Origin of the sequence: Microcoleus sp. T2B6 (genome assembly GCF_036700475.1) — a bacterium.
Lineage (GTDB): Bacteria > Cyanobacteriota > Cyanobacteriia > Cyanobacteriales > Microcoleaceae > Microcoleus.
Genome location: NZ_JAUBOZ010000151.1, coordinates 1 through 13,191 on the forward strand (window position 1 = coordinate 1; position 13,191 = coordinate 13,191).

13 protein-coding genes are annotated in these 13,191 nt (G+C 42.2%); 4 read left to right on the forward strand and 9 right to left on the reverse strand.

Annotated elements, in window-relative coordinates; all coding sequences use genetic code 11:
- Positions 1 to 555: 555 nt before the first annotated feature.
- The 4 genes from QUA00_RS34135 to QUA00_RS34150 all read right to left on the reverse strand — a co-directional run bounded on the left by QUA00_RS34135 (position 556) and on the right by QUA00_RS34150 (position 7,090).
- The gene (locus QUA00_RS34135) at positions 556 to 1,704 is read right to left on the reverse strand and encodes an amino acid--tRNA ligase-related protein (protein ID WP_333412914.1); all 1,149 of its coding nucleotides are present in this window, start codon (positions 1,702 to 1,704) and stop codon (positions 556 to 558) included.
- A gap of 84 nt (positions 1,705 to 1,788) precedes the next feature.
- On the reverse strand, positions 1,789 to 3,099 hold the full coding sequence (locus tag QUA00_RS34140) for a hypothetical protein (RefSeq protein ID WP_333412915.1): 1,311 nt from the start codon (positions 3,097 to 3,099) through the stop codon (positions 1,789 to 1,791).
- A gap of 421 nt (positions 3,100 to 3,520) precedes the next feature.
- Positions 3,521 to 3,652: a hypothetical protein gene (locus tag QUA00_RS34145; protein ID WP_333412917.1), complete on the reverse strand. Its 132-nt coding sequence runs from the start codon at positions 3,650 to 3,652 to the stop codon at positions 3,521 to 3,523.
- An 81-nt stretch (positions 3,653 to 3,733) separates the two neighbouring features.
- Positions 3,734 to 7,090 carry a hypothetical protein gene (locus tag QUA00_RS34150; RefSeq protein WP_333412919.1) on the reverse strand — a complete coding sequence of 1,119 codons (3,357 nt, stop codon included), beginning with the start codon at positions 7,088 to 7,090 and terminating at the stop codon, positions 3,734 to 3,736.
- 189 nt (positions 7,091 to 7,279) lie between these two features.
- Here QUA00_RS34150 and QUA00_RS34155 point away from each other — a divergent pair, with 189 nt between their 5' ends.
- On the forward strand, positions 7,280 to 7,504 hold the full coding sequence (locus tag QUA00_RS34155) for a hypothetical protein (protein WP_333412921.1): 225 nt from the start codon (positions 7,280 to 7,282) through the stop codon (positions 7,502 to 7,504).
- A 246-nt stretch (positions 7,505 to 7,750) separates the two neighbouring features.
- Here the strand turns inward: QUA00_RS34155 and QUA00_RS34160 are convergent, their stop codons facing one another.
- Together QUA00_RS34160 and QUA00_RS34165 are read right to left on the reverse strand one after the other, a co-directional pair.
- Positions 7,751 to 8,374: a siphovirus Gp157 family protein gene (locus QUA00_RS34160; protein WP_333412923.1), complete on the reverse strand. Its 624-nt coding sequence runs from the start codon at positions 8,372 to 8,374 to the stop codon at positions 7,751 to 7,753.
- Between the two features lie 2 nt (positions 8,375 to 8,376).
- On the reverse strand, positions 8,377 to 8,550 hold the full coding sequence (locus QUA00_RS34165; RefSeq protein WP_333412925.1) for a hypothetical protein: 174 nt from the start codon (positions 8,548 to 8,550) through the stop codon (positions 8,377 to 8,379).
- 65 nt (positions 8,551 to 8,615) lie between these two features.
- On the opposite strand from QUA00_RS34165, the gene QUA00_RS34170 reads away from it, so the two are divergent.
- Positions 8,616 to 9,725, forward strand: coding sequence for a hypothetical protein (locus QUA00_RS34170; protein ID WP_333412927.1), 1,110 nt, complete (start codon positions 8,616 to 8,618; stop codon positions 9,723 to 9,725).
- A 74-nt stretch (positions 9,726 to 9,799) separates the two neighbouring features.
- A complete protein-coding gene (locus QUA00_RS34175; RefSeq protein ID WP_333412929.1) occupies positions 9,800 to 10,846 on the forward strand; it encodes a Fic family protein in 1,047 nt (348 codons plus the stop codon).
- A 148-nt stretch (positions 10,847 to 10,994) separates the two neighbouring features.
- Here QUA00_RS34175 and QUA00_RS34180 read toward each other — a convergent pair whose 3' ends face one another.
- The 3 genes from QUA00_RS34180 to QUA00_RS34190 form a co-directional block, all read right to left on the reverse strand.
- Positions 10,995 to 11,327 carry a XisI protein gene (locus QUA00_RS34180; protein WP_333412931.1) on the reverse strand — a complete coding sequence of 111 codons (333 nt, stop codon included), beginning with the start codon at positions 11,325 to 11,327 and terminating at the stop codon, positions 10,995 to 10,997.
- The gene (locus QUA00_RS34185) at positions 11,315 to 11,731 is read right to left on the reverse strand and encodes an element excision factor XisH family protein (protein ID WP_333412933.1); all 417 of its coding nucleotides are present in this window, start codon (positions 11,729 to 11,731) and stop codon (positions 11,315 to 11,317) included. The genes QUA00_RS34180 and QUA00_RS34185 overlap by 13 nt, the downstream gene beginning before the upstream one ends.
- A 318-nt stretch (positions 11,732 to 12,049) precedes the next feature.
- Positions 12,050 to 12,388: a hypothetical protein gene (locus QUA00_RS34190; protein ID WP_333147953.1), complete on the reverse strand. Its 339-nt coding sequence runs from the start codon at positions 12,386 to 12,388 to the stop codon at positions 12,050 to 12,052.
- Positions 12,389 to 12,538: 150 nt separating this feature from the next.
- Here QUA00_RS34190 and QUA00_RS34195 point away from each other — a divergent pair.
- Positions 12,539 to 13,191: IS630 family transposase (locus QUA00_RS34195; RefSeq protein WP_333412935.1), on the forward strand; the 653-nt coding region annotated here is incomplete at its 3' end.

Below are 13,191 nucleotides of genomic sequence, written 5' to 3' on the forward strand. Positions count from 1 at the left end.
CTAATTATGAAATGGAACCGAAAAATAAAAAATAAAGGTAACTTAGTTAATGCAGTTTAGATGTTTGACAGCTTATCAATAGCAGTGACATCACACTTGACAAGATGGGCTATCTCAAACGCCGAATAGCCAGTATTACACCCAACATCTAGTACCTTTGAATCTTTAGTGAGAAAGGTATTTTGCACTATTCTTCGTATCGAATCCTTTCCCCCTGGTGGTCGATTTACTTCATTAATACTGGCAAGCAGTTGAACATAGCTCATTTTTTTTACATCATCTTTCTTTAAGAAGCTCATAAATCTCTCGTATGAAATCTCTAGTATGATTTTATTTTCTTATCTCTACTTTTGTGAGCTATAGCAATTCTAAATGATTTGCCAAATTATACGCTAGCCAGATGCTTACACTCCAAGGGTTCTGGTCTCGATCAATTTTACGAATGGTTTAGGACTGCTATATATAGCAATTCTAGTTGATTCGCAAACATTTGTATACCCAATTAAGCGAAAAATTTACAACTTATTGAGGATTGCTATATCTTTTTTTATCAAGTCATGGAGCAGGCAAAATGTGCCCACGAGGAATATGAACTGCATCCCAGATGTATGGTAGCTTCAAGAGCCACTGGGTATATCGCTGCCAGCCAAGTCCGAATCCAGATGTTTTTTGGTAAGGGTTGAGTTTTCGCATCTCTAAGTACGGATAATAATCATCTTTAGGGAGATTAAATATACTTGCCTTTTCCAAAAGCGCTTCGTAGTTTTGGATGCGAACACCGCTTCCAATTACCTCTCGAAAGCCCATCAAAATGAGATCGGCACTTTCAGACAGTGGTATTCCATGTTCGTCTTTTCGGAGTTCGTTATGATAGAAGGAAGTTTGAAGTAGAGGAAATTCTTCAAGGATAATATGTGCGTTGAAAATCTGAGTAAGTCGGACTTCCTCCCAGGCTCCAAAATGTTCTAGAGAAAATTTTTTATAGCGTTCATCGCTTGTATCCACATACAAAGCATGAAGTGCTTCTTTAAACGATATTCGAGCAAGGTTTCGATATTCAAAAGTTGTCGAGAGCATCTCAACTTCGTCTTCTGAAAGGAAGTACTTAAGAGATTTCGGGGCAGAGCTAATAATTTTATTTGTAATAAACTTTAGTATATCGAAGGCTATTTTTATATTTTCCTCATATCCGATTTTTCCCTCGAACTCAATATGTTGAAATTCAGAAAGATGCGAAAAATCTGCTTTTTCTTTTCTAAAGGAGTTGTAAATTGAGAATACCATCTCAACATTTTCTTGAAGTAGGCGCAACTCAAGATAGAACTGAGAACTCTCTGATAGAAAAACTTTCCTATTTAAGTCAAACCAATCAATTTGAATTGGTAGAGAGTCGGTATTGTAGTCCAATATTTTTCCTTGGTAAACTTCGCCTGGTGATGAGATCATCAAAGTCGTCAGTGGCAGATTACACCACTGTGCTCCGATTGAGCTAAAATATTCAACAGTTGCGAGAAAAACGAGGTTATCTATTATATGGAGATGCCGAAAATGTTCACTAAAAATAATGTCTTGAAGTCGTTTTTTACAGATATCTGGTGTGAAAAGGGTAGCTTGTACATCTTCAATGGGCTCGAAAACATTATTACCTCGATAGCTTATTTGGCGTTTATCTAACCGTCCGCTTGCTTCGTATACTCTAAACATGACTTTAATTCCAAGATAAACGAAAGGAAAAAATTTAATTAAAGAGATTACAAAGCGGTATGTATTCTTATAACTCAGAGTGGCTTATACTAATAATATTAGAGTTTTAAATAAAATTACATAATTATGCTTATAGTAGCACACAAAAGATGCAGGAGTCAACACCACCGCCCGCTCTACCACCGTTGCATCTGCAATTGAATCCGCTTCAGCCAAGTTGGTAACCCGCTGCGACAGCGAGTCAGCTCGTTGGCTTTGAGCTTGGAGCCTTTTGACAATATCGGCAACTTGGCGCTCTTTTCCAGCCCCAAGAGCAGCTTCTATAATTTGAGAAGCTGCTTTTTTCCCCATCAGAGTAGCGAGAACCGCAACTTGAGTGCTCAGGCCGCTGACAGTTGTACCTTCTACCTCACTTCCAGAAATGGCTGTTCTACCACTAACTTGTACAGCAGCATCGAGGATACTATCGATGTTCTGGTCGTTTGATTTTTTGCCTTGAGGTTGCTGTTGGCTCGTTCGGGTTTTTGAAGGTGTGCGTGCTAAGGATTCAGCAACTTCTACCGCTTCATCTGTCTGAAGTTTTCTTTTGGCTTGGGATTTAGCTGATAATTCTTCGTCTTCCAAATCTTCTCGCTCAGAGTTTTTAAGGTGGCTTTTAGTTTGAGGCTTAGCTTTAGGTTGAGGTTCTTTGAATTCAAACTCATCTAACTCACTTAGCTCATCTCTCGGAGAGCGGGTTAAGGGTTTAGATTTAAGCAGTAGTTCCTCCGACTCCAATTCCTCTAGGTCATCTTTTCGATGTCTAGTTTTGTTTTTAGAATTGGCTGAGGGTTCCTCATCCTCCCAAGTTTTTATTTCAGCTTTTTTAGATTTGGTATTGGTTTTAGATTTCGCTCTGGGCAAGGGTTCCTCATCCTCTAACTCATCTAGCAAATCGTCTTTTTTAAACTTAGTTGCAGTTTTAGATTTAGACGGGGAGGGTTCTTCATCCTCCAATTCATCGAGTAAATCGTCTTTCTTAGACCTTATTTTAGTTTGAGGCGAATCGAGTAATGCTTCAATTCCTGTTTTAGTAAATCGGTTGTCGTCCGGCTCTCCCAAGTGCTCCATCATGTACTTTCCTGTGGTAGAGCCGTACTCGGGTCGATCGCTCAAACTGAGGACGAGTCCGTTGTGCTTGACCTCCACGCTAATGCCAGGTTTGCCGTCTGCTTCCGTTAGTTCTTCAATTGCATCGGCAAAATCTTCTACGCTGGTGAGTCCGTTTTCCAGGCAGTAATCTAAAGCTTTCTCGCAGCGATTTCTTAGGTAGTTGAGGATTTTCTTGCCCTCGGCTGTGTTAGGGGTGATGTAGTTTCCCTGGCTTCGGCTTCGGTATGCTGTTTTTGTAGCCATAATCTTTGTGGCGGCGTGAGTGGATATTTCCCATGAAATTCGAGCAGTATGGCTAGTGACTTCACTCTAAAGTGCGGTTTTGGGGAGTTAAAGTGACCCCCTCCAATCGGAGGGGGAAGGCATTGATTAAGCGGAAGCAAAAGAAGTGTCATATCATATCCGTCAAAATACCCATAACACCGCAGGCTTCAATCTGTGTTGTACGAATGTCCTCAAGGGGGGTCAAAGTCGAATGTGTCTTTTCTTGCCTCATTCGACTTTGACCTCGGACAAGCAAGACACATTTAGGCAACACGCATTGAAAAGGTTTGCGCTTTTTCTATGATTTGCATGAGCCTGTATTTGTAAATTCGCCACAGCAAAGTAATAGAATTGCAATTACGGTCTAGTTACCGGACATAATATGACTTCCGAAATTACGTTAAAGTTGTGCGTCGGCAACTCTAATTGTTGAGGATGTGGCTGCTAATTCAGCATCGACTTTTAAGAGATATTTGAGAAAGTGAGCGCTGCTATTTTCCGAAAGCTTCTTAATAAATTGACCTGTTTTCAAGTCAGCAGCTAAGACCGGATTATCAGTTTCATCTCTGACTAAACACCTAACATTGTTGCGAGATTTGCTAATAAAAGCTGTCTAGTTTCCCACAGGAATTGTAGTTTCTCCAGTTTGGTTATATGCTTCACAAATCGCATCTTTCAGCAATTGTGAGAGGTAGGCGGGGCTGGCAGCAATGTCTTGGGATTGAGACGGCGGTTTGTTTTGACAAGGGGTTGGCGATACGGATTGCGATCGCTTTTGGGTAGGGGTTGGCGATACAAGCGATCGCCCTTGACGAAGGGTTGGGGATACGGATTGCGATCGCTCTTGACAAGGGGTTGACGCGACTTCTGAAAGTTCCTCAACTGATTCAATTAGTTGCACAGAGCTAGGGTTGATATTTAAAATCAGAGCGCTGCCTTTTGGTGAGGGTTCAATAGTGGCCTCAAAGGTAGTGCCGATCGGCAATTTAGGTGAATTAGCAGAGAACATGGCTAGCTCTTGTCCGTCAAGAAGGACAATAGGGCTGCCGTCGCGTCTCGAACCGCTACCGCTAACAGAACCCACCTCAAAAGTCAATGTTTTCTGCCTCCATTTTGGACTGCTAAAGTCAACATCTTTCAAGTCATTGTACTTCTGTCCAATCAGTTCAGCTCTGTCAAACTGAAAGGTTTGCAATTGCTGGCAAATTTCATCCGTAAACAAATTGAGAACCAATGCTGCTTTAGGTGTTTGGTTTTGGGACTCAAGCCAAGTATAATCAGCAGGAGCTACAATACGTGAACTGACATCTTTGGTGCGACCAAGACCATCGCGGTAAGTTAAGTCTAAACTGTCGATGTCGTTGACATTTTCGCAAAACTTCTTCTCAAGAATTCCCACCAGTTTTTCGCTGGGTTCAATTAAGGCAAAATTGACCATTGGCAGGCTCGGATGCAAAGTTGCTTCATATTTAATGCCTTTGCTGTCTAACAATTCTTTCCAATGTCCAGCTAAGTCTTTGCCAACTGGCTGTCGCTTCTTATCCCTGACAGTCTTATTGCTGCCGTCCCGTTCAAATTCCTCGAAAGGGACGCTCAGAACGTAAGTGTCTTTTGGCATTGCTTCGTGGAGTCGCTCGTACTCAGGTTCAAGGTTGAATTCAATCAGCAGTTGGCGAGAAAGTTCCTTACAAGCTTTGCGAGGGACTTCTAAGTTGGGATTTGCGGTTTCGACGTGCCACATAGCACTAGCAGCTAAAAACCGTTCTTCAGGGTCAGTCCAAGCTTCAGTTACATCGGCTCTTAAGCTCTCGTATAACTTGCTGACGGCTTCTTTAATTGCCTTAGAATCGCCGCCGCACTCTAAGTGAATTTCGCCCATCCTTTCTCGATAACGTTCCTTAATATCTTGCGCCCACCTGACATAATGTTTCTCCCAATTTTCTCGCTCATCTAAGTCAGAAGGAGACTCAAACAAGTAGCGAAATTCGTCGCGGTGGCGGCTTTTTAAACGAGTCGGTTCCCACTCTGGGTTAACAGCCTCCCTAGCAATGCAATTGATAGCGGTGCCGTCTCCTATAGGTAATGGCACCGTTTTATAAAGCCTGGGGTCGTCTTTGTAGTCAAATAGGTAGCTTGGGTGCTGTTCTGACCACTGCTTAGCCTTGGACAGCAGGGTGGGGTGGTGGTCTTCGGTGCGAGTAGCACTTTTGGGACTGTCCACTTCAATTTGCAGAGCATCAAATAGCTTTCCAAGAAGCTGCCGCTTCTGTTGATTGAATAAACTTTCTGGCTGTCCCGGTTCTGCTGCTGACGATTGCACTCTCCCGATTAAGGTAGCAACCCAGCCGATTTTATTTTGGGCGATCGCTACGGCAATTTGCCGCAATTTGGTATACTTGCGATCGCCATTACTATCGGTAGCTTTATTGTAGTCAACTTTCTCTCGTTTCTCAACTGCATCGTACTCATTCTCTTGATTAGCGTGCCTGGTTTCAGAGGCGATATTCGGCATTCGGGAAGCAGGCGTAATCACTAATTGATCGCCGTCAAAATCGCATTGATGATGCTGCATGGCTTGGTCAGAGCGAATGAAAACGCACCCTTTGTACTGCGTTAATGCGCGATGGCTTTTGTTGTCTACTGTGTAGCGACGGATGTTATCTTTACTGACAATTGGGTATCGGGTAACGATAACTTCTGTGCCGTGTCGCAAGTGGGGGGCAACAATTGTACCGGGTTGGAGGTTTTCACAAGGTTGAGCCATTGCTGAACCATGATGAATTGTTCCTTTAATTGCTAAGTCTTTCCACTTTTTAGCCAGTTGTTCTTGCATGAAATCGACGACTTTGGGAAAGTCGAGGAGTTGACCGAGTTTGTCGTTCCTCAAAATTGAAATTAGCCGGGATTCGTTGCGTTGGGCTTTTTCATCTGTTTCGTCTTCTAATCCGCTGCTGTCTTCGTGAAGGCTAGATTGAAAAGCAGCTTTTTTGTCGTGCTGCTCCACTAAGTATTTGGCAAGTTGCAGCCGGTTATTTTGCAAGTCAGCTAGCTTTTGGGCTTCAATTTTGGTCGGTGTCGCGATGTCAGCCTGAATAGCTGGTTCAGAATACCAAATCGAAAATTGCCAGGAATTTTCGTATTCAGTTACTTTGGCGTTGCCTCGATTTCCTAGTATAGCTTTGGGAAATTCGTAGTCACCACAGGGGATAAGTTCAGCTAATTGCTCTTTAGCAACTCCTTTGATAGAGGAGCGATCCATGATGATATCATAATCCAAGTCGGAGGTTAAATTAGCATCAGGCAACAGCGTTCCTTTGGCAAGAAAGCTAATTTCTGGAGTGTGGCAGTCTTCTTGTCCCCATTCCTGCATCCAGGCAAATCTGAATTGAAAAGGTCGGTTGTAATTCCCTCCTAATTGTTGGGCTAGTGCCGGTGAAATTTTACCGTGACAGTCTCCGGTTTGCCACTTATGAGCTTTCGCTTTTTCACTTTGGTCATCGCTTTGAGAATCAACAATTTTGAGTCGCAAGGTTTCGCCGTCAAGGGAGCTATCTAACAATTTGGCTCCTTGGTTGCAACTGCTAACTAGCAGTGAGCCGTAGCGACAGGCGTGGTCGGGTTGAGTTTTGAATACGCTCAACAGTTTGGTTGAGAGTTCTTTGTCTGCAAAATACACATTTTTGCCGGAGCTGAAAGCAACTCTTCTGCCAATGCCATCTCCAAAGTCGATGTTTTTTAGAGGGTCGAAGCTGCTATCATTTGGGTCTGGTTTAACGATGGTTAGGGATGCTAATTCTTCAGGTTCAAAAAGCAGTTCAAGCAGGGAGTTACGCAGCACTTCTGATTCAGCTTGGTACCGCCCTTGTGCTCTACCGTCAGCCAAGGACATATCAAAGACTGGGATTTTTAGTCCTTCCCCAGCTACCCATTCTGTGGAGCGATGTTCTGGGGTAAGTTTTCTTCTGCTCATTGATTAGCTCCTGAATCCTAGTTTTTACATTTTTAGGACTTACGCACAGTAATAGTCCAGATTTTGACAAGGTTTTTCCTTCAAAAATTCCTGCTACTGAATGATATTTACCCCCTCCAATTGGAGGGGTTTAGAAGAAAGAAGTAGCGTGTTACAATCAGAATGACAATCCCAATATGGAGAAAAAAAGTGAAAGTAGTTCGCACAACTACGGCTATGGAAAGCCAACGGGATTATTTCTATGATAGCGATAGCGATGCACTTGCTCGCGTTGCTTTGGGAGAAGGTGAAAACAGTCAGCAGTTTGGCGGTTTGAACCTAGATGCTAACGGGGTTATTAAAGGTAGAGCATCAAAGTTGTTCAACGTCACCGAAGAACAAGTGGAGAACCCTCAATACTGGATTGATTTATAAGAGATACCGACCGAAATTAAGTCTTCGCTCTTACAAACAAAACAAGCGTTTCACATTCTAATTCGGAAATGTCTAATTCAGGCAAGTCTAAGTCGGAGGTGTCTACTATAGCTTTTCTCACGGATAGGAGGTACACAAGATTATCTGAATATCAGGATTTTCAAGCCTTGGTATATACCTCATTTACCTGAGAAAGGCTATAATTCAGGTGTCAGAGCAAGGCATTTCTGACACCTGAAAAGATGGCTAACGCCGTTTTTTGAGCTGCGTTTTTTCCGAAGAACGACTCTCAAGCGTCTGGTTGGCTTGAAGAGAGTGCAAATTGTTACCGGGAAGCAAGCTGTAGACCACTTTGCGCTTGCGGAAAACCCTAGTGCCATCTACAGGCATTCCTTGTTTCCAAGCGTCTGCAATCGCCTTTTTGTCGGCAGAAATTACGGTTTTGGTTTCGACTCGGCGATAAGGTTCTGGCAGTTGAGATGAGTCAATCAAAACTTCACAGGTAGGTGGATTTTCCTTAACAGTAATGCGGCGGTGTTTGCCGATAACTTCAGAAGTTAACACGCCACACTCGTTGAAGTAGAGAACGGTTTTATCTAAGCGCTCTCTCCACCCCTGGAGTTTGTTGATAGCTTTTGAATGCAGTTCTATCAAATACTGCATCCGGGCGGTAATTCCTGCAATTTCGGCATCAATTTGGTCGGCTAAGTCGGCATGGGCATCAACAGCAAGTTCCTGGGTTTCTTGGGTTTGCCAAAGGGATTGCAGCAGTTGATCGATTTCTTCTGAGCTTTCTGCTGACTCTAGTTGATGCCAAAGTTGAGCCGCAGTTATTGAACTTTGAGCAAGCGTCGCTGTGGCTAAATTCATGCTTAGTATCCTCCGTTGATGCAGGTGTGATAATAATCGCGGCGTTCTTCGAGTTGAGTAAGCGCAGCCATTGTTGCCGCGTCGGATTTAAGAGAGATTTGTTTGTCCTTTTGTATTTGGCTAACTGGTTGAGAATGAGTTAAATTTTGTGAGTTTGACTGGGTGATTTTTTGCATACAATTCAAAAAACTTTCTTAAAAATAGCGCGACCGCGCTCTTAAAAAAAGGAGTATTTAAAGTTATGAATTATCCTATAGTTTTTTACCCAAAAGTGGTAATGCAGTTCTGCCATCAATATCCTTTGCCAGAGGCAACTTCTAGTTGTGCCACCTCATCCCAACTTCAAGAAACTCAACAATTCGGGAAACCTGTTGTTTTGCTGACTCCGCCTCAACCACCTGTGGTGTTACCTGTCAAGTTGCTGTGGTTAATTTGGGTGTCTTGGCTGTATGGTGCGATCGCTTTCCCGCTGATTGCTATATCGTGGGGTTGGCTGTGGTGGGAAATGCTGTTGGTAGTAGCTGCTTATTCATGTTTAATTGCGGCTGCTTATAGTTATGTGTTTGGTTGCCGTCAAAAAATGCTATCCAGGTATAAGCAGCAAGTTCTTGAGTACAATCAACAAAATATATTATCCCAACAAGAGATATTATCCCAACAAAAAAGATTATCCCAACAAGAGACGTTATCCAACAAACAGCAGGAATTTTCTAGTTTTAAGCTAGGAAAAGAAGGGTTGCAGACAGTTTTTACAAGTGTAAAAATTGACTTACAGCACAGAAATCGATTGCTCAAGGATTTGATGTCACTTCGCGTTAGTCCTAATGGCACATCTCAAGCTCGGCAAGGAGTGAGTGAACAACGCTTTTTGCAATACTTACAGCAATATTTCGAGGAAGTTGTCCAAGCAGCAGAGTTTAAAATTCCGTTATCTCAGAGGAGCTATTCAGCAGATTTTACTGTAATTCACACTCCATCTGGACTCGGAATTGATGTAGAGATTGATGAACCTTATGCTGGCAAATCTAAGAAGCCCACTCACTGCTGCGATGCTGACAGCGATATGCGCCGCAATCAATTATTCTTAGAGTGGAATTGGATTGTGGTTAGGTTTACTGAAAAGCAGGTGGTTCAGGCTCCTTTGAGCTGTTGCAAATTTGTGGCTATGGCAATTGCTGAAGTAACGGGCGATCGCTCTTATTTAAAGCAACTGGAAACTGAACCCGATTTGCTAAGCGTCAAACCTTGGACAACAAGAGAGGCAAGGGCTATGGCTAAAAGCAACTATCGCCTTACTTATTTATCTGGATTTGGCGTCGGTTCTGCTTGCAATCGGGTTTCAAAGTTTTGATGCGAGCGCACGCAATATCCGAGTTATTGACTGCAATAAATGTTTATAATTAATACAAAGGAGACAAAATAGATATGCTGTCATTTGAAGAGGGGTTCATTGAAAGTCAACAGCTCAACCAAAGACTTCTGCAAACAATTCGTTTGCTTGGAGAGTACAAGGGAAAGCAGGAGTTATTCAAACAACAAGCCCCACAAGTTTTAGGCACTTTGCGCCAAGCTGCGGTTATTCAGAGTACCGAATCTTCTAACCGCATTGAAGGCATTACTGTGCCGCTAGAACGGATTAAGAGATTAGTAACTGAAAAAACAACGCCGCGCGATCGTTCAGAACAAGAAATTGCGGGTTATCGGGACATGCTAACTACAATTCACACCAGTTATACCCACATTCCTTTTAGTACAGGTGTCATTTTACAACTGCACCGCGACCTTTACCAATTTGCTGTTAATACAGGCGGGCGCTGGAAAACAGTGGATAATGAAATTAGCGCTACTTATCCTGATGGAACTAAAGTGGTGAGGTTTCAACCTACTCCCGCTTATGCTACTCCTGTGGCAATGGAACGCCTGCAAGAACGGTTTAATCGCCTCTGGGAATCGGGCGAGATAGAACCTTTATTGCTGATTCCAACCTATATTTTGGATTTCTTGTGCATTCATCCATTTTTAGATGGAAACGGACGGATGGCAAGGTTGCTGACTTTGTTGCTGCTATACAAAGCTGGTTATGAGGTGGGGCGATTTATTAGTTTAGAACGGATTGTGGAGAGAACTAAAGAAAGCTATTACGATACGCTTTACCAATCTTCGCAGGGATGGCATGAAGGGCAGCATAACTTATTACCTTGGTGGGAGTATTTCTTGGGAGTCATGCTGCTATCAGCTTATCGGGAGTTTGAGCAGCGGGTGGGATATGTTACTTCTGCAAAAGGAACTAAAACGGCGATCGTATTGGATGCGATTAACAATTTGCCTCAAGAATTCTCTATTAGGGAATTGCAGGAACGGTGTCCCACAGTGGGAATTGATTTGATTCGCCGTCTATTGCGCCGGGAAAGGGATGCGGGGCGTTTGGAATGTCGGGGGCGAGGAGTTGAGGCGCATTGGCGAAAGCAATAGATACAGTAATTATCCACAAGCAACTGGGTGTTAAGTTTAAGTACGAAATATAACACCCAGTGGCAAAAATTATACAAGCTGACGAAAGCGGTTCAGTATTAAAAATTTAGCCTTCAAAAAAGCTAATTTTTTAACATTTAAGCGTAATTTATCCGATTGCAAATTCACTTAATTTTCGCATATTAGGGGGGTCAAAGCCAAGTATAATGTCTTGCTTAGGAACTCCTAATTCTACAAGTTCGTTGGCAATACCTACCTCGGTTCCATCCTGCTGAATCCAAATTTTATTGTCGATAATATCCAGGTGCAAAACCGGGCCATAAATTCGCCGCTGATTGCGCCAGCCCACATATACTAATTGATAATGATCGCGCTCGGTATCAAAGATAGTTTGAGCCTGAATTCGCTCATCCCACACAAGACTAGCGTGTTGGGAGAGCAGATTTTGGATGTGCTGCCTATAAAGGTCTACATTTGCCATTGTGCGATCGCCTCCTGCTCTATATCGTAAACAATTAAATGAATTTGATTTTGTTGAATTAAAGACTGAATAAACCCCATTGTGAAAAAACTATCGTAGACATTGCTGGGTACAGCTAGGTATAAAGTGCGGTCAGTTTCTTGTTGTTGTAAAGCTGCTCGATAACTAATAAATTGTCCTAAAGCTGTGTAAAACTGGGAGATTTTGGACGGGCCAATAAAGCTTTTAATTTCAACGGCAATTTTCTGTCCGTCTTTTTCGGCCGCCACCACCTTTTCGGCACCCAAGTCGATGTAAAGTTCTAGAGTTCCTGCCTGTAAAGTGTATGGATCGTGAGTAATCTGCCATCCATCTTTCTGGAGAGCGATTTTAACGACTTCGTGAAAAGCATCTTTAGCAGACATAGCTGTACTGACTCGTTGTGTTTAATATCTCGGATAGTTGTATTTCGAGTATATACGCTATTCATTTGAAAGCCATGTTCTCGGGCAGCGCCACAAAACTTTGCCCCTCGACCTTTTTTAGATCAGAAGAAGCCTTTCGTCCAAATATGATTGTGCAGCCGACGTAGTGTTGCGCCCGACGACTCGAACATATCGGCTTGTTCTTAGTGCAGGAGATACACCTATGGTGCTATGAGAGGAAGACCATTTTTGGATGTGGCGAAAAATGTTTGCTATTGGCTGCCGGAGAAACAAACTTATCTCTCCGGCATCATTTAATTACCAGTCGATTTTTAGATCGCAGTTTTTGTGGCTGTCGTGGCTGCTACCATTGCTGCTACCATTTTTGGTGTCGTTGTTGTTACGGTTGCTGCTTTCGAGAGGGAATTGGAAGTTTAAGGCCAGCAGCTCTTGCTCGATAATTGACTTTCTGTCTCGGACTTTTTTGTCTCTCAAAAGTCGCAGAGCGTGGATTATTTTGTCGATCGTTTGATAGCTTGTTTGTTGAAAATTCAAGACAAGTGTTGTTTGCCGGTCCATAATGTACAGTTGGTTTTCTGTTTGGTGGACGAAGGTTAAATTATTGAAGTAGTAGGTGTTGGTTTGTGAGACTTCCATTTTTTATCTCCGATACTTTATTTTTTGGCGCGACAGCGCTCATTTTTTTTTGTACTAAATTTTACGAAAAAACGTATAAATAATTTAAGCTGTTGTGCATTTAAAACGCATATTGGTATAATATAACATAATGATATTCAGAAAAAGTTAATGCCTGCTAAAAATTTTCTAAGTTCCGAAACAAAGGAAACTCTTCAACAAGTATTAAAAGAGCATGATCATCCAGACATTCGGCAAAGAGCTTTAATTTTTTTGTTACTAAATAACGGAAATACACAAGCTCAAACTGCTGAACTAATTGGATGTTCTCTCAGAAAAGTAGCTTATTGGAGTATTCATGGTGATCCGGAGCGATTAGATAGTTTTAAAGATGATAGGATGAAGGGTAACTACCGAAAAGCTACAGAAGAATACATTGATTTACTTCTAGAGACAATTGAAGTAGAACCTGAGAAATATGGCTATGAATTCGGGAGATGGACAACAGCTAGACTTGCCATATATTTAAAAGAGAAGACAGGAATTGAGCTGAGTAGTACCCAAGTAAGGAGAATCTTAAAATCAAAAAAGTATGTTTACCTTTGGGCTAAATACAGCTTAAAGGATAAGCAAGATGCCGTAGAAAGGGGTTTATTTAAAGATAAATTAGCTGAATATTTAAAAATAGAAAAAGAATCTTCTAACCTATTGCAGGTATGGTTTTGGGACGAAACTGGATTTAGTTTGAGAGTAATTAGAAGGAAAAACTGGTGTAAAAAGGGTACTCGAAGTAATAAAAGAGGAGACCGACGAAAAGGTCGTAT